General features: G+C 39.5%; 18 protein-coding genes. 6 read left to right on the top strand and 12 right to left on the bottom strand.

Annotation, left to right across the window (positions count from 1 at the left end):
- Positions 1-7: 7 nt before the first annotated feature.
- Entirely contained in the window at positions 8-748 is a 741-nt protein-coding gene (locus CZ487_RS13755) for a metallophosphoesterase family protein (RefSeq protein WP_077212855.1), read from the top strand.
- Positions 749-788: 40 nt separating this feature from the next.
- Here the strand turns inward: CZ487_RS13755 and CZ487_RS13750 are convergent, their stop codons facing one another.
- The 4 genes from CZ487_RS13750 to CZ487_RS13735 all read right to left on the bottom strand — a co-directional run bounded on the left by CZ487_RS13750 (position 789) and on the right by CZ487_RS13735 (position 5,788).
- Entirely contained in the window at positions 789-2,264 is a 1,476-nt protein-coding gene (locus tag CZ487_RS13750) for a xylulokinase (RefSeq protein ID WP_077212854.1), read from the bottom strand.
- A gap of 86 nt (positions 2,265-2,350) precedes the next feature.
- Positions 2,351-3,322 carry an ABC transporter permease gene (locus CZ487_RS13745; protein WP_077212853.1) on the bottom strand — a complete coding sequence of 324 codons (972 nt, stop codon included), beginning with the start codon at positions 3,320-3,322 and terminating at the stop codon, positions 2,351-2,353.
- Positions 3,319-4,827 (bottom strand): sugar ABC transporter ATP-binding protein, encoded by a 1,509-nt coding sequence (locus CZ487_RS13740; RefSeq protein ID WP_077212852.1) that lies wholly within the window; start codon positions 4,825-4,827, stop codon positions 3,319-3,321. Before CZ487_RS13740 ends, CZ487_RS13745 begins: the two co-directional genes overlap by 4 nt.
- 25 nt (positions 4,828-4,852) lie before the next feature.
- Positions 4,853-5,788, bottom strand: coding sequence for a sugar ABC transporter substrate-binding protein (locus CZ487_RS13735; protein WP_077212851.1), 936 nt, complete (start codon positions 5,786-5,788; stop codon positions 4,853-4,855).
- Positions 5,789-6,094: 306 nt separating this feature from the next.
- Here CZ487_RS13735 and CZ487_RS13730 point away from each other — a divergent pair, with 306 nt between their 5' ends.
- Positions 6,095-7,030 carry a DMT family transporter gene (locus CZ487_RS13730; protein WP_077212850.1) on the top strand — a complete coding sequence of 312 codons (936 nt, stop codon included), beginning with the start codon at positions 6,095-6,097 and terminating at the stop codon, positions 7,028-7,030.
- 386 nt (positions 7,031-7,416) lie between these two features.
- Here the strand turns inward: CZ487_RS13730 and CZ487_RS13725 are convergent, their stop codons facing one another.
- The 3 genes from CZ487_RS13725 to CZ487_RS13715 all read right to left on the bottom strand — a co-directional run bounded on the left by CZ487_RS13725 (position 7,417) and on the right by CZ487_RS13715 (position 8,595).
- Positions 7,417-7,746, bottom strand: coding sequence for a hypothetical protein (locus tag CZ487_RS13725; RefSeq protein WP_077212849.1), 330 nt, complete (start codon positions 7,744-7,746; stop codon positions 7,417-7,419).
- Between the two features lie 125 nt (positions 7,747-7,871).
- Positions 7,872-8,093, bottom strand: coding sequence for a helix-turn-helix domain-containing protein (locus CZ487_RS13720; protein WP_077212847.1), 222 nt, complete (start codon positions 8,091-8,093; stop codon positions 7,872-7,874).
- A 10-nt stretch (positions 8,094-8,103) separates the two neighbouring features.
- Entirely contained in the window at positions 8,104-8,595 is a 492-nt protein-coding gene (locus tag CZ487_RS13715) for a DUF2975 domain-containing protein (RefSeq protein WP_077212846.1), read from the bottom strand.
- Positions 8,596-9,146: 551 nt separating this feature from the next.
- Between CZ487_RS13715 and CZ487_RS13710 the strand changes: the two genes are divergently transcribed.
- Together CZ487_RS13710 and CZ487_RS27185 are read left to right on the top strand one after the other, a co-directional pair.
- Positions 9,147-9,359 carry a hypothetical protein gene (locus CZ487_RS13710; protein WP_077212844.1) on the top strand — a complete coding sequence of 71 codons (213 nt, stop codon included), beginning with the start codon at positions 9,147-9,149 and terminating at the stop codon, positions 9,357-9,359.
- 104 nt (positions 9,360-9,463) lie between these two features.
- Entirely contained in the window at positions 9,464-9,637 is a 174-nt protein-coding gene (locus CZ487_RS27185) for a hypothetical protein (protein WP_202617836.1), read from the top strand.
- Between the two features lie 124 nt (positions 9,638-9,761).
- On the opposite strand, the gene CZ487_RS13705 is transcribed toward CZ487_RS27185, so the two are convergent.
- Positions 9,762-9,962 carry a cold-shock protein gene (locus CZ487_RS13705; protein WP_077212842.1) on the bottom strand — a complete coding sequence of 67 codons (201 nt, stop codon included), beginning with the start codon at positions 9,960-9,962 and terminating at the stop codon, positions 9,762-9,764.
- Positions 9,963-10,404: 442 nt separating this feature from the next.
- Between CZ487_RS13705 and CZ487_RS13700 the strand changes: the two genes are divergently transcribed.
- On the top strand, positions 10,405-10,821 hold the full coding sequence (locus tag CZ487_RS13700) for a hypothetical protein (RefSeq protein WP_077212840.1): 417 nt from the start codon (positions 10,405-10,407) through the stop codon (positions 10,819-10,821).
- 64 nt (positions 10,822-10,885) lie between these two features.
- Here the strand turns inward: CZ487_RS13700 and asnA are convergent, their stop codons facing one another.
- From asnA to CZ487_RS13685, 3 genes are all read right to left on the bottom strand, one after another.
- The gene (asnA, locus tag CZ487_RS13695) at positions 10,886-11,836 is read right to left on the bottom strand and encodes an aspartate--ammonia ligase (protein WP_237562885.1); all 951 of its coding nucleotides are present in this window, start codon (positions 11,834-11,836) and stop codon (positions 10,886-10,888) included.
- Positions 11,837-12,351: 515 nt separating this feature from the next.
- A complete protein-coding gene (gene lhgO / locus CZ487_RS13690; RefSeq protein ID WP_077212837.1) occupies positions 12,352-13,569 on the bottom strand; it encodes an L-2-hydroxyglutarate oxidase in 1,218 nt (405 codons plus the stop codon).
- Positions 13,570-13,609: 40 nt separating this feature from the next.
- Positions 13,610-14,083, bottom strand: a complete 474-nt coding sequence (locus CZ487_RS13685) for a hypothetical protein (protein ID WP_077212836.1) — start codon at positions 14,081-14,083, stop codon at positions 13,610-13,612.
- Positions 14,084-14,412: 329 nt separating this feature from the next.
- On the opposite strand from CZ487_RS13685, the gene ade reads away from it, so the two are divergent.
- Positions 14,413-16,176 (top strand): adenine deaminase, encoded by a 1,764-nt coding sequence (gene ade / locus CZ487_RS13680; RefSeq protein ID WP_077212834.1) that lies wholly within the window; start codon positions 14,413-14,415, stop codon positions 16,174-16,176.
- A 55-nt stretch (positions 16,177-16,231) separates the two neighbouring features.
- Here the strand turns inward: ade and fdhD are convergent, their stop codons facing one another.
- Positions 16,232-17,035 carry a formate dehydrogenase accessory sulfurtransferase FdhD gene (gene fdhD / locus CZ487_RS13675; protein ID WP_077212832.1) on the bottom strand — a complete coding sequence of 268 codons (804 nt, stop codon included), beginning with the start codon at positions 17,033-17,035 and terminating at the stop codon, positions 16,232-16,234.
- Positions 17,036-17,103: the final 68 nt, after the last annotated feature.

Genomic DNA, 17,103 nt, shown 5'->3' with positions numbered 1-17,103 from the left:
TTTTAAAATGGAAAAAATCGCTGTTATTTCTGATATCCATGGGAATATCCCTGCACTACAATCAGTGTTTGCTGATATACATGCTAGAAACATTAAAAGAATCCTTTGTCTCGGTGATTTAGTTGGCAAAGGACCACAATCTAGAGAGTCCATCGACATGATTCAAAATCATTGTGAAACGGTAATTAAAGGTAATTGGGATGATTTTATTCCGAAACCTCAAGATTCTGAAGTCATCAATTGGCACCAAAACCAATTAACGAAGCAGCATATGAACTATTTATGCGAACTGCCGTTTTCAGTTGAGTTTGTGATGAGTGGAAAGCTGATTCGCATGTTTCACGCTTCACCAAGAAGTGTGTATGAAAGAATCCAGCCGTGGGACACGATCGACCGGCGCTTGAGTATGTTCGAAAACACGGAGCACACCGAAAATACTGCTGGAAAAAAGGAACCCGACGTCGTGCTTTATGGAGATGTTCATAATGCCTTTCAACAGCATATTAAAGGAAAAACATTATGTAATGTGGGGAGTGTTGGAAACCCGCTTGACCTAACCTCCGCCTCCTATGCGATCTTAGAAGGGGAATATAATCAAGAAAAAAATGGACTTTTCTCCATTCAGCTTGTCCGCGTTCCATATGATATCGAGTTAGCTATCCGCCTGGCAAGAGAAGCGGAAATGCCGGAGCTTAATGAGTATTTACAAGAATTAACGACAGGACAATATAGAGGATTTAAAAAATAGAGAACCGACTGTTTCTTAGAACAGTCGGTCCTTTGGAATGTTAACGGTACATCTTCTCCATGGAAGGATATAGTTTTTTATACTTCTTATAGAGCTCAGCATAAAGTTCATGATGTTCTGCGTTCGGGTAGTAATTCACTGAATTTGCGGAGGATGCTATGTACTCTTCTACAAAATCCCGATAGTTCTCTGTCCAGCCCAAGTACTTAAAGGCTGTTGCTCCAATCCCAAGAGATGGTAAATACTCCGTATTATGTGGTACCCTTACCGTTTTATTGGTCATATCCGAAATCATTTGACACCATGTTTTGCTGTTGGCCCCGCCGCCAATTAGCGCGATCGAGCCAACCTCACTTCCGACTAGCATTTCTGTAATTTGAAGAAGAGAGAAACAGATCCCTTCGAGAGCCGCCCTTAAGAAATCTGCTTTCTTTGTTTCCGGTCCAATGCCCCAAAAAGCTCCTTTTGCGTCACTGTCATGAATCGGGCATCGTTCTCCATGCAAGTATGGTAAAAAGAATAGAGAATTTGCACCTGGCGGCGATTTTTGCATTTCCTCCTCAAGGGCGTCATAATCGTCACACCCCAAAAAGGTCTTCATTGCCCAATCATGTACATTGCCCGCATTTAATAAAGGAGCAATACCAATATTCAAATCAGGGACAATATGTGCCAATGTAAACACCCCGTTATCTTGAGGGGAATAGTCCTTCGTTGGCCCGGCAATCCATCCTGTCGTTCCTAAATACATATAACAATCACCCTCGAGTATGGCCCCAGCACCCAGTGTGCTCGCACCAGCATCTCCAGCGCCGCAGAGGACAGGTGTGTTTTCTAGGAACCCTGTTTGGCTCGCCCCATTTGTGGAAACCTTGCCCGCCTTCTCTTCAGGTGATAAAAGATTCGGTAATACGAACTCTTCAATATGTAATAAACTCAATAAATCAGCATGCCATTTTCTTGTTTGAAGATTCATCATTCCTGTTGTGGCTGCTGTGACAATATCGGTTACGATCCTGCCCGTCAATTTATAAATAAGATAATCTTTTGCACTAAAAACAACGTGAACTTCCTCGCCTTTCTCATCTTGCTCATGCTCTTTCAGCCACAATAATTTAGCGAGGGGCGTTGATGAAGTAATCCCATTTCCCGTAATTTCACTTAATTGAGGAATCTTCTGTTGAATCAATTCCGCTTCTTTTGCAGCACGCTGATCAGAATAAAGAATGGCATTTGTCGCAGGCTCTCCCTCTTTAATTAAGATGACATCCTCCATTTGTCCGCTAAAGGTCACTGCTTCAATGGTTTCAGGAGATACTCCATCCTCAGAGAACCACTGGCGGGTAATACATTGAACACGTTCCCACCACTGCTCTGGATTCTGTTCGATTTCTTGCTTGTAACCATATTTCGTCTCGATCGGTAAGGCATGCCCAAAATGAAGCTGTCCATCTCGGCTTACTAACACTCCTTTTATCGCTGTTGTTCCTAGATCAAAAACGGCAATATAGCTCATTTTTACACATCCTTTTCATCCTTTGTTTCATTAGGTCCTAAATGAAGGCCGAACATTCCCAGAATGGCAGCCTTCATCATGTCACTTCATCCCTTTTCACGGCCAAGCTTTTGAATTATAAGTGCTGCGATGATGATCAGCCCTGTAATGACATTCTGTAAAAACGTCGGAATCTGCAAGATCGTTAAGCCATTCGCAAGGATTCCGAGGACTGCTGCACCAAATAACGTTCCAAATATATTCGGCACGCCGGTTCTGACCACTGTCATTCCAAGAAAGACAGCAGCATACGCATTTAAGAAATAGCCATCTCCACCTGTTGGGTGAGCTGAACCGAGACGTGATGCGAGTAAGGCACCTGTAAAAGCTGCTAACATTCCGCAAAGCGCAAAGGCTAATGTTTTGTATCGCTGGATTGGTACACCTGAAACCCTTGATGCTCGTTCGTTTCCACCAATCGCATAGAAACGGCGCCCTATTCCCATCTGCGACATGAAGAACCAAAACACAAGGACGATGATGACCATCATGATCGATAACATTGGAATGCCGGCAACAACAGTCTGGCCTAGCCATTTAAATCCTTCAGGGATATTTTCAAAGATGGTTGCCCCTTCGGTAAACCAGAACGTAAACCCGCCAATAACCGTTCCCATTGCTAATGTAGTGACGAACGACAAAACATTAAAACGGGTAATAATGTAACCGTTGACCGCCCCTACAAATAAACCAACCAATAACGGAATGAGAACGCAAAGGATAATCGGAACCCCTTCTGTTGCCAGCTTTGCTGATACCACACCACCCAAGCTTGCCATCGCTCCGATTGATAAATCAAATTCATTCACTGACATGACCAGCGTGGCCCCAATTGCAATCACGACTAACAAAGAAATTTGTCTGGTAATGTTCATAAAATTGTCCACTGTCGCAAAGGAAGATGGACTTAATAGACTAAAAATAAGGACGATGAGAATTCCTGCTATAATTGTCCCGTAGGAACTAAGCATATTAATGTTCCATCGTTTTTTGGGGCCTTTTTCTGTCTGAATCATCATTGCGTTACAACCCCCTTCTGAAACCTATAACAAATTTCTAATATATCGTCTGGCTTTAAATGATCATTTTGTAAATTGGCGACTGTTTCTCCCTCACTCATGACAATAATGCGGTCACTAATTTCTAAGATTTCGTGCAAATCAGAGGAAACATAAATCACGCCCTTGTTCTCGCCAACTTGTCCTCTTAAAAATTGGTGTATCTCCTGTCTAGTCATAATATCGACAGCTTGAGTCGGCTCATCGCATATGTAAATAGAAGGGTTGGTCAACAATGCTTTTGCGAAAACAACCTTTTGCTGATTTCCGCCGCTTAACTCCCCAACTGTTTGATGGATGCCTGAAGCCTTTACTTGGAATCGTTCCATTTCTTTTTTGATTAAACTTTTTTCCTCTTTCTTTTGTAAGATCCCGCCTCTTGTCATTCTTTTCAAGATAGGCAGAGACATATTTTCCAAGATGGAATTGTTCATAATTAACGCATCTTCATGACGATTTTCCGGGATCAGAACGACTCCTTTAGAGATTGCTTCTGAAGGGCTTGGTTTCGGAACCTGTTGTTGATGAAGGGTAATAGTGCCTGACTCTACTTTTCTCAGACCGTAGATTGCTTCCATCGTTTCTGTTCTTCCTGCACCGGCGAGGCCGTATACGCCGAGAATTTCTCCTTCATATAATTCTAAATTTGCTTTTCTCACCGTTCCGTCAGCCGTTTTCAAATCTTGTACCTTTACGAGCGCTTTCCCGTTGGTTCGCTTTGTTTGCTTCCCCTTTTTAACAGAAGTTTGACCGTCCGTCATGTAATAAACGAGACGTTCCTCTGTTACTTCTTCTTTTGCTAAAGTCTTGATGAGCTTTCCGCCCATTAACACCGTAACTCTATTACATAGGCTAATAACCTCTTCCAGACGATGTGAAATATAAATAACGGCTACTCCTTCATTTCTTACTCGTTCTATGAATTGAAATAAAAGTTCAGATTCTTTGTCTGTTAGAGAAGCAGTGGGTTCGTCTAAGATTAATAGTTTCGATTCTGACATCATACAACGCGCGATCTCGAGCATCGTTCTTTCGGAAGGGGTCATGTCGGAGACTGTTTTCTGAAGGGGAATATTCATCCCCCATCTTGCTGCTAATTCTGCCCCTTCTTTTTTCATTGCCTGCCAATTAATGCGCAGTCCTTTTTTAGGGTACGGTTTATTGAGATATAAATTTTCTAGACCTGTAAAGGAAGAGATCAGCTGCCTGTCTTGATGAATGACGTTAATTCCGATATCCTGTGCATCCTTTGGGCTGCTGACATACACGGGTTTGCCCTGCCAATGGAGCTGGCCCTCACTTGGAGAATAAACACCCGTTAGAATTTTAATAAGAGTAGACTTCCCGGCGCCATTCTCCCCCACTAATGCATGAACTTCCCCTTCTTGGATGGACATTGAGATGTCATCCAATGCTTTTGTTTTTCCAAAAACTTTGGAGATGTTGTCAATCTGAAGTAATGCCATGTTACCTCCTCCTATATCGATCTCGTTACTTTCCTTCTATTAATTCCGCTGGTGCATATAGCTCAGTACCATCCACTTCTTCTCCGTTAAAAGCTTTTTCCATTTGCTCAATAACAATTTCAGCCATTCCGTCGAAATTTTGTTTCACAGTAGCTTTGATAGAAGATCCTTTTTCAATCATTTCAACAGCCTGGCTGTTCCCGTCAATTCCAGTAACGACAATGTTCTCTCTACCTGCAGCTTCGATTGCCTGTGCTGCACCAATAGCCGGTTCATCCCAGCCTGCCCAAACAGCCGTAATCGATCCTTCTTCTTGATTCGCAAGCAATAAGCTTTCCATTTGCTGACGGGCGTTTTCAATTGGACCTGGTACTTTAATTTCCTGTTCAGTAATCACGTTAATGTCTGGATAGTCTTTCAAAATCTCATCAAGCATTTCTGTTCTCTTTAACACACCTGGATGAGGACGGTGTGTGAAAACGATCAAATTCCCCTTTTCACCGATTTGTTCAATTAAGTACTCTGTCATCAGTTTTGACATTTCGGCATTATCACTTGTAGCATTAGCAGTCATTCCGTCAATGTAACTGGAATCACTTCCAAATACGAGAATGTTATTTTCCTTAGCCTTTTGAATTTGAGATTGCACTTGATTTGGATCTGTACTTACCAAAATAATCGCATCTACTTTAGAGGAGATAACATCTTCCATCCGTGATGCCAGTGCACCTACATCACCATTCGTATCAACGATATTTGCTGACCAACCTTTTTCCTTAGCACTTGCTTCCAATGTATCTACCATTTGTTTCGTGGTAACAGACGATAAATATGGAGTCATGATTGCTACTTTTTTTGCGGTCTCTCCACTTCCCTCACTTGCCGTACTGCTCTCCTCACCACATGCGCTTAACGAGAGCACCAGCATGAAGGCTGCCAAGATAAACAATAGTTTTTTCATTTCTAGTATTTCCCCCTCAAAAATTTCTTAAAAAATAAAGAATTTTTACAAAATATATTAATAATTTACATTTGCAAACTATTAATGTCAATAAAGTTTGGAATTGTTTGATTTTATTAGAATAACATAAATTGAGGAAATCCGACTATTTTTATAAAAATACATCCCTTTTAACGGTGCCTATCTTGAATATTGGGTAGTTATAATATCAATCGTTAATCCTTACTTTTACAAAAAATGTATTTCGATTTTCGAAAAAGATGGTACAATACTATCTATAAATAATAATAGAATGTAGGGGAAACGATGAAAAAGAGGACATATCTCACCTATTCGATGCTGGTATTGGCAACCGCCACTTGGGGAAGTGCATTTATTGCTGGGAAGGTAGCTGTCGAGGATTTCCAGCCTGCCACGGTTGCCTTTTTTCGGTTTTTAGGAGCGGCAATTTTACTTTTTCCATTAATGTGGATCATGGAGAAGAATCGGAAGAAACCGACTTTGAAGGACTATGGTTTATTTGCTGTTTTGGGATTGACTGGAATTGCGTTATACAATATTTTCTTTTTCCTAGCCACGAAACATGCACCTGTTATCAAAAGCTCGTTGTTTATCGCTTCCAATCCGGTATTGATTGTTCTGTTATCGGGCTTGTTCTTAAAAGAAAGGATCACAAAGAACAATGTAATCGGAATGGCGATTGCGCTGATCGGTGTCGTGTTTATTATTACGGACGGACATGTACTAGCGCTTTTCCAGTTCGGATTTGAACCAATCGATTTTATTCTGCTTGGGGCTGTTGTCTGCTGGGCTCTCTATAGTGTTGTGGGAAAAGTAGTTTTGAAGAAGTACAGTTCGGTTGAATCAACGACCTATGCCGTTGCTTTTGGAACCTTGTTATTGTTCCCTTTAGCTGTTACCGAAACTACGTGGCAAGATGTAACTCAAGCGAGCGGCGCCACTTGGATTGCAATTGCTCATATGAGCATATTTGTTACGGTCATTGCCTTTATTATGTACTACAACGGGATCAAAGAAGTGGGCGCTGCTAAAGCATCAATCTTTATTAACGTCATGCCTGTTTCTGCCGTTATTATGGCGACGATTTTCTTGGGCGAAACCTTCACCTGGGCACATGGCGTTGGTGCAGCTTTTGTTCTTTCAGGTGTATATGTTGGGACGAATACTAAACTTTTCAAAAGAAAGAATCCTACTAATCTTGTTAGGCAGGAAAGTGTATAAAAAGACCGCCTCCCTCCCATTACAAACGGGTTCTCTATAAAGTTGCATTCCAGTAAACTGCTAGTGTGAGAAATCGTATTGATTTCTCACACTATTTTTTATTTCTTTATCAATAGTTTGGGCAAATATGTTGATTGAACTGTGTTGAAAAATAAAGGGAAAAATTACCCTTAAATTGGGGAATACCTATATTCCTTTAAAAATAAGGGCAGATTTTCCCGTTATATCATCCAAATCTTTGGATTTTGCCTTAATTAGAGAGGATAAGGGTAATTTCTCCGCTTATTACTGCTTCTTAAGACTCCTCTCAATACATAGAGGGAAATTCTCCGCTTAAAAAGCATGTTGTCTGAATCACAGGATGATTTGAGCTAGAATTCACCCGCTCACTTTCCCCAATTTATATCAGCTTCTTGTATCGAATCACCTGTCAATTCGAGAGAAATCTCCTTATTACTTGCTAATTCAAGAGTCAATTTTTTGTTGATGGGTACTCGATCTCCGTCATCATCAGTGTTAGTGTCTGTCAAAATGAAAAATTCCATTTCAGCTTCTCCCTCTAACTCAAAATCTTCTTTTAATAATTCAAACCTGAGTTCCTGTCCTTTTGCAACAAGCGAGCCATCGGCATTCACCACACCTGGTGAATGGTCAAGGATCGCCGCTTCTAGTCCATAAAAATCAAATTGACTGTTGTTCTTAATGTTAACGATCATATTATTCTCATTTAGTTCAATAGGATTACCTGAAGCCCCCTTACAAGCGGACAATAAAACCATAAGACAAATTGTAATGAAAAGTAGAAAAGTCCTTTTAATTTCCCCCCACCCCCTTCATTTCCTTATTCTTGAATGTCAGCGTCAGTTTGATATTCAAGGATATCCCCTGGCTGACAGTCTAAAGCCTTACAAATCGCATCTAATGTAGATATTCGAATCGCTTTTGCTTTGCCATTTTTCAAAATAGAAAGGTTAGCCATTGTTATTCCAACCTTCTCCGAAAGTTCTGTTACGCTCATTTTCCTTTTAGCCAGCATTACATCGATATTGATTATAATCGCCATTGTTTTCACCTCAAACCGTTAAATCATTTTCTGATTTTATATCAATCGCTTGTTGTAAGAGCCTTTGCAGAACCGCCGCGAATACAGCAATCACTAGTGGAGCAAAAATCATGACCATTCCGACAAGGATGAGACCTGGTGCGTCATCTACCTCAGCAAGAATATAGACGAATGGAATTCCTACAACATATAATCCACTGATAATAAGGGCACAGTTTTTGATTTTCTTTAGAGCCCTAACAGATAACTCCGAGAAAGCTTGGTTTTTATCGATATAGCTTAAAAGGTTAAATGATTGATACAATGCGAAGTAAAACGGGACCGCCGAAACATACATAACCATTAAAATGGCATAAACCACAAAAGCCAAATCTGAGCCTCTACTTGCCGCCTCATTTGCTTCATTCGCTATCTGTGGCAGCAAGAATAGACATGCCGCTAGTACTGGAATCCCAATAAAAATAACAGCCACCTTTAAAAAAAGTGTTGAACCTCGTTTCATAAAAAGCACCTCGTTTATTTAGTGTCATATTGAATTTAGCATATTATTTATCGATTTACAATAAATAATTATTGGATTTAACTAAATTATTATTGTTTGGATTTTACTTACTTTTTAGAAAAAATAAAGAGCATTTCTCATAGGAAATACTCTTTAAATCAACCTGATTCTCTCGTTAAAAAAACATCAACTTTAGATAACAATCAAAATTATCAGGTTTATGTTATATTTAATTTAAGTCAAAACGACTTAGGGAGGATGTGAATAGGTATGAACGATCAACAGTCCGAAGAAATGATTAAACAATTAAAAAGGATTGCGGATGCTTTAGACCGTTTATCACCACCCCAGACTAAAGAACCTGCCCTAAAAGATTCGCAGAAGTAAAATTCAAGCAGGTATTGGGAGCCGCTTCTTAGAAACGGCTTCTTTTTACCTATGAATAGCAGTCTGCCTCCCTATTGGGGTTTTCTCGTTAAAAATGTTCAGATTACAAGGTATTTATTTGTGTATGTCGAATATTTTAATGTAGTACAGAAAGGGATGACCCGATGAATAAGGAAATATTATTAAAAAACCTGCAGAAAGCTAGTCAAGGAAATTTTTTCACAATTGAGATTCCAACTGCGAAGACGAGTGATGAACAGAACATTCGAGAATGGACGACAGAGTTAGAAAGTGAAGGAAGAATTAAATTAAGAGAGTATTTGGAACGGGAATACTCCGTTTATTTACACGGGATTATTAAGTATGCGTCGGAATAAGCGAGTGTTCTTATAATTATTGATAGGAATACAAATAATAAAAAAGCAAATCGCTACTCATGAACAAAGATTAGCGTTGGACTTATAAAAAAAGAGGTGTAAGTGTGGCGGGTAAAAATAAGTTTCAGAGTGGGGAAAGAGTAACAATCAGAACAACAGATGAATATGTAACAATAAATAAATGGATGTATGTAAAAAATATGAAACAGTATTCTTATACTGTAAAAGAGCACCCTTCAACTTTTTACTTCGAAGATGAGTTAATGAAAAATGACTAAAAAGGAAACATAACATTTTATTCCCTATTCGATCCTCGAGTAGGGCTTTTTTCAGCATTAATATAAACAAACAAAAAAACAGACTCTTGTACAAGAGTCTGTTTTTTGCATGTTTTAGTCAAAATTAAGCTTTTTGAACGTTAGCAGCTTGTGGTCCACGTTGGCCTTGCTCAACGTCAAATGTTACTTTTTGACCTTCGTCTAATGATTTGAAACCATCGCTTTGGATTGCAGAGAAGTGAACGAATACATCTTCTCCACCTTCGCGCTCGATAAATCCGAATCCTTTTTCTGCATTAAACCATTTAACTGTACCTTGTTCCATATTTGTTGCCTCCCAGTGCATTGTGCACAATTGTTACTATCCTTGCCCAAAGCGATCATCAGAACGAAAAGTCTATTCTTTACACCGGTCAAAAATAATTCTTCTATAGAATAACAGAAAACATTAAGAAACTCAAGTTAATCTTAAAGGAGGAAAAAACCACCAACCAGCTGCTCAGGTAAATGCACAATAAAGAGGAGGCACAGGAACAATTAGCTGAACTTGGTGTGGAGTTTCGTGGTCGATAAGGAGCGGTTTTACCGCCCCAAAAGTAAGAATAAATCATTTGAGAAGAAGGCTGATCCTTTGCGGCCTCTTCTTTTTTTATTAAAGAAATGTAAATTTTAAAATTTGGCGTTTATAGTGAACAGTTTGTCCATTCAGTATCAATCAAGTTGGAATATAGATATAGCACATTCATAAGGAAAGGAGGGATTTCCGAATGGCTAACAGAATCACATCAGGCCCATTTTTTGTACCATTATCTATTGATAATACAGCTACAGGCGCCGTACAGTATTTATTTATTGGTTTCAAAAATCTCGCGGACACTACTTCATCTGTGATATTGACTGTTCATAAATGTGCAGATATTCTTTTATACCCACCTAACACTCCGCCAGAAGTACAATTTTTCCGTGAAAAAGTCGTTATTCCTGCAGGAGACTGTGCAGTTGTCAGAATAGAATCTGGAGCAAATACTTTCACGGGGAACAATATGCTGCGTGTTGAAATTGCTGGTGATACCGATGAAGATGCAGAAGGCATTGTAGTAACATTATCAGGTACGACCTTCGATGGACGTCAAGTATTGTCAATGGTATTCAAACATGAAGATTTTGTAGAGTTAGATGATTAATAGAAAGAAATGATTGCATCAAAGAATCCTCATCATCAGTAGAGATGAGGATTCTTTCACCACATTACAACAAAATAATATTATTCTTTTCGCAATCTTCTACGATTTGATCATTCCAGACCGAAGCTTGAACTTCGCCGATATGTGCTTTCTTTAGGGAAAACATGCATATCCTTGACTGCCCAATTCCTCCGCCTATTGTAAAAGGAAGCTTTCCACTTAATATGGATTGATGGTATTCTAATTCTTTCCGTTCCTCGCTGTTTGCAAGCGTTAATTGCTTTAGCAGTGCTTTTTCATCAACTCTTATTCCCATTGATGACACTTCAATAGCTCTCTCTAAAATAGGATTCCAAAATAGAAGATCTCCATTTAGATTCCAGTCATCATAATCTGGTGACCGTCCATCATGTTTTTCTCCAGAACGTAAGTTACCGCCAATTTGCATAATGAAAACGGCTCCATATTCTTTAGTAACAGTATTCTCTCTTTGACTCGGAGTGAGATCTGGGTACAGAGTCTCTAGTTCCTGGGTAGTAAAAAAGGAAAGGCTTTCTGGCAATGCAGGTGTTAGCACGTGGTTATATTCATACATATGGCGTTCAGTTGATTTCATGGCATGATAAATCTTTAAAACTTCTGCTTGTAATGTATGGAGGTTACGTTGTTCCCTTGAAATCACTTTTTCCCAATCCCATTGATCAACATAGACAGAGTGAAGATTATCTAAGAGCTCATCTCTTCTAATTGCATTCATATTTGTATAGAGGCCTTCACCAATGTCAAAACCATATCGAGCAAGGGCGATTCTTTTCCACTTTGCCAACGATTGGACGATTTCAATTTGTTTATTTTTAATATCCAAGGCATCAAAAGTGACCATTCTTTCAACACCATTTAAATTATCGTTGATTCCCCTGCCTTCGCTGACAAATAAAGGGGCCGATACTTTAATTAAATTCAGTGCTGCAGAGAGCTCTTCTTCAAAGTGCTTCTTTAGCTCATTTATGGCCATTTCAGTCTGTCTTAAATTTAGAATTGATTTGTATCCATTGGGAATTACTACTGTATGATTGATCTTAACCACCTCCAGTTAACTATTCATTCAATTTAAGTGACTGCACAAATACTTTTATAAGTTTCCTTCTTCCCTTTACTTTCGGAGTGGGTTATGACATCAATTTCTCAACGTAACGAACGTTATACTTTATGATTAAACTCGAGTGTTGTTACTACATCTCTTTCATTTTTCATGTTACAAAATAAAGGGAAATTATAAGGAACGTAATTTAAAGAAAATGTCATTCACAGAAAATAGGAAAAGAGCAGGTATCTTCTATGTTTGAGATTCCTGCTCTTTTCACGGTACTTTATGCCCCTGCCAAGGATCTTTAGTATATCAATTTTTTATAACATATACTATGAACACATAGGTTTTATTATATATCTAAAAATTCAGAATTCACAAACTGGACAATGACTATAATCCGCTAAACTTTTCTTTTTCTCGATATCCGCCTCTAAAAGTAATTATACAATCAATGCTGTCTCTTTTAGATTAGTCAGCTTTGGCAGTCGTTTTACAACTTCTCTTCCTATTTCAATGGAAGCGGTGGCTGCAGGGGAAGGCGCATTGCAAATATGGATGGTCCTTTTTCCATAAATCACTTGAAAATCATCGACCATATTTCCGTCATTCTTGATGGCCTGGGCACGAACACCCGCTGGCGCAGGAATTAAATCCTCCTCTCGTATTTCAGGAATTAATTCTTGCAGGCTTTTTGTAAATCTCTTCTTGCTAAAAGAGCGAACATATTCTTCCAGTCCTTCTTTTGCAAATTTTCCTGCCATCTTCCAAAGGCCGCTGTATGTTAGTGCTTCTGCTAAGTCTCTTGCATCAAAATCCGTTTTTTTATAGCCTTCACGTTTAAAGCTAAGAACGGCATTTGGCCCTGCCTCCACTTCCCCGCCGATCATTCTCGTAAAATGAACACCTAAAAACGGGAATTTCGGGTTTGGCACAGGGTAGATGAGATTGTTTACTAGATAACGTTTTTCAGGCTTTAACTTATAATACTCCCCTCGAAATGGAAGAATCTTCATATCTGTTTTATAGCCCGCTGCTAACGCGACTCGATCACTATGAAGGCCTGCACAGTTAATCATAAAGCGTGCTTTAAACGATCCACGGCTGCTTTCGATCGTTACTTCATCAGATTCTTCATAGATTTTCTCGACTTTCGTATTAAGAGCAATCTCACCACCATGCTCTTCTATAAGGCTGGCAAACTTTTCACTGACCTGTCGATAATCCACTATTCCTGCCTGAGGAACAACAATCGCTCCATGACCATTTACGTGCGGCTCCATATCCTTTAATTCATCAGGTCCGACTCTTCTAATCTTCAATTTGTTTTCCAGGCCTCTTTGATAGAGATTATCCAATAGTGGTATCTCCTCCTGCTTCGTTGCCACGATCACCTTCCCGCAAATGTCATGATCAATTCCATGTTCTAGGCAGAACTCTTTCATCGATTGGTTGCCTTGACGAGCATACCGCGCTTTAAGACTATTAGGCTTATAATAAATACCAGAATGAATGACCCCGCTATTATGACCTGTTTGATGCTGGGCCACTGCTGCTTCCTTTTCAATCAAAACAACTTTAGCATTTGGGAATCGTTGAAAAATCGCCATCCCTGTTGATAGTCCAACAATTCCACCGCCTACAATGGCAAAATCATACACTAGCAGCCCCCCCTTTTCCTAAATAGTAGTTCAGAGTTATCTATAAAAAAAGATCCATGCTGTCAATTAAGTTATAATGTTTCGCTTCTTCTAACAATTCATCTTTTATTTTTTTAGCTAGCATGATCCTTCCCTCTTCTATCGTTCTAAAAAGTTCTAATCCTGAGATATGTCCCTTGTTATGGACATATTCGATCACAATCTCTTGATAGTCCGTTTCATCAATCAGTTCGAGATTGGTAAACGCTCCTTCCTCATCTGCTACTTTTTTGGCAGCACGGACAATCGCATACAAACTATATAAGCCTGCAAAATATTTAGGTGAACCATATATCTTATAGAAAATTCTTTGTTTCCCTGTTTTGCTCACAATAAAGGATGGTTGAATAAAAGAATCAGAATAAACGGTATCTTTTCCAATTCTCTCAACAATTTCGTATTCCCGCTCATTCGTCAATCCGTGAAAACCTTTTCTTATGAGTTGTAATTTTGTGATAAACTCCATCTCATCCATTGCGTAACCCCCTTATTGACTAATGCAAATGATTTAAGCTTATTGTTCTTATTATATTATTCTATCACTCCTTGTTGTTTTCCTAGTAATTTTAATTAGTCTCTAACAAAATTCAATCTAAATGGTAAATTCATATCAATTGACACTTTGTGGAACATAATGTGAAACAAGAAAATTCGGGGCGTCCCTGCGAACTTCCTAAAATGAACATTTTAAATTGCTTTGGTAAATAAAATATAAAAGATCCTGCCGCTTATGTTGAGGTGAAGTCATTCAGGAGGCTTGTCAGCGGTATGTACCCTATTAATTCTGATAAGGAGTGATGGTTCATGGAAGATAGTTTATCGCGCAGGGTTGCCGTTGCATCGGGAAGAGAACTTGCTGATACCGTGATCAGAAACGGGAATATAGTTGATGTATTCAATGGAGAAATAATAAAAGAAGATGTTGCCATTGTCGATGGGTATATTGCTGGAATTGGAAGTTTTGAAGGACATCGAATTATTGATGCCAAAGGTTCCTACATTTCCCCTGGACTGATTGATGGTCATGTCCATGTGGAATCATCCATGGTCACACCCCAAGAGTTTGCTAAGGTTCTTCTTATGCATGGTGTCACAACCGCCATCTCGGACCCCCACGAAATCGCAAACGTTTCTGGAATTCAAGGCATTCAGTATATGCTTGATCAATCCGAAGACCTCCCATTTGACTTGTTCGTGATGCTCCCCTCTTGTGTTCCAGCGACTAAATTTGAATTTGCTGGAGCTAAGCTCTTAATGGAGGATTTACTGCCATTCTTCCATCATCCTAGAGTCCTTGGACTTGCAGAAGTGATGAATTTCCCGGCAGTTCATGGTGGAGAAGTAGAAATCCTAAAGAAATTGCGCAAAGCTTCTTCACTTGGAAAAAAAATCGATGGCCACGGTGCTGGATTAACTGCAAATGACTTGAACGTCTATATGGCGGCAGGAATCCGAACCGATCATGAATGCACAACGGCCCAAGAAGCAAAAGAACGACTTCAAAAAGGAATGTATGTCATGATTCGTGAAGGAACAGTAGCAAAGGATTTAAAAAACATCATTGGAGTTGTCAATAACATGAATTCCCGTCGCTGCCTATTCGTCACGGACGATAAACATTTAGATGACCTTCTCATGGAAGGAAGCATTGATCATAATGTGAAATTGGCGATTTCTTCCGGGATCGACCCCATCACAGCCATTCAAATGGCAACACTTAATGCAGCAGAGTGTTTCGGATTAGGGGATCGCGGTGCAATTGTACCAGGGTACAAGGCTGACTTGCTCATAGTAGAAAATTTAAAAGAAATGAAGATTAAACAGGTGATAAAAAATGGAGAAGAAGTCGTAAGTGATGGCATTTTCAAGAAAATACTAAAACCAAATCCAGCTAAAAAAGCAGATCTGTCAAAAACAGTTGTTTTTAACGACATCTGTCGTGAAGATTTAACCATTCCCCTTGCTGGAGAGTACGCGAACGTGATAGAGGTGATTCCAAACAGTCTAATGACCCGGCATCAAATTGTTCAAGTCCCAGCAAATTTACAAGGGCATTTTCAAACATCTCCGACCTTAGATTTAATGAAAATTGCTTTGATTGAGAGACATCGTCTGACAGGTAAAATCGGCCTTGGGATTGTCAAGGGTCTTGGTTTAAAGGCTGGTGCGATTGCTTCGACGGTTTCGCATGATTCACATAATCTGATAGTCTGTGGAGAAAACGATGATGATATTCTTTTGGCATCAACACAATTAAAAAAGATGCAGGGTGGTTTAATCGTCGTAAAAAATGGAGCGATTTTAGCTTCACTAGAGTTACCGATTAGCGGCCTTATGTCCCCTTTGTCCCACACCGAAGTCAATGAAAAACTGACAAACGTAAATGACGCTTTAAAGAAACTGGGAGTGACATCTGAGTTTAATCCCTTTCTCACTTTATCCTTTTTGGCATTACCCGTTATTCCGGAATTGAAACTCACTGTTCAAGGGTTGTTTCACGTCGGTAAGTTTCATCACTTGCCAGTAAGCTGTAATCAAAACCCCCAAAATCCAAACGTCCAGTCATAAAAGACAAAATAGTAACAGGCCCTGCCTAGTTTTTCTAGAAGAGCCTGTCACCTCTTTAAAGATTTGACGCATTTAAGATTCGGTCGGGATAGGTATATACATTCAAGGAGCGGTTGCGAACAAAGCCGATGGTGGTGATGCCTAATTGTTCTGCTAGTTCCAGTGCTAGTTCGGTTGGGGCTGATTTTGAAAGAACAATCTCACACCCGATTTTTGCTACTTTTATTAAGATCTCAGAGGAAATCCTACCGCTGAATGCAATGATTTTATCAGATATTGACAGTTGATTTTTTAAGCAGTAGCCATAAATTTTATCTAAAGCATTATGCCGGCCAATGTCCATTCTTGATAGGATCATCCCGTTCACATCACATAGTGCCGCATTGTGGACGCCGCCGGTTTGTTGAAATACAGTCGCAGCGTTCTGCAAATCATTCATCAAGCGAAAGGTATCGTCCACTGAGAGCTTTACCTGAACTCCATTTACTTTCTTTGCCGTCAAAGCATCACTAGCAAAGACAAAACCTTGTCTATTCATCCCGCAGCATGAGGTAATGTATCTTTTGCTTTGTATTTTTTGATAAAAGGGATTCACTTTCTCTGTTTTGACATGAACAAATCCATCTTTTTCTTGAATCCATATATCTTGAATGTCCTCATATCTCCGAATGACCCCTTCAGAGGCTAAAAAGCCAATCACTAAGTCCTCGATGTATTCTGGTGTGCAGACCATCGTCACAAGTTCATTTCCATTCAATTTAACCGTTACGGGGTATTCGGTTACGATGTGATCCTCGGTTTGTTCGGCATTGCCATTGGTAAATCTCAAGGTCTGCCGTTTTACCTGTATTGGTTTCACACCCATCTCTCCTTCAAATTAAAGAAGTGGCCGGTTGATGGGCAGTTCTGATAAATGGTACGCCCACC

Origin of the sequence: Robertmurraya dakarensis (genome assembly GCF_900156875.1) — a bacterium.
Lineage (GTDB): Bacteria > Bacillota > Bacilli > Bacillales > Cytobacillaceae > Robertmurraya > Robertmurraya dakarensis.
The sequence above is the reverse complement of the archived record's forward strand: the minus strand, read 5'-3'. Positions and strand labels throughout refer to the sequence as shown.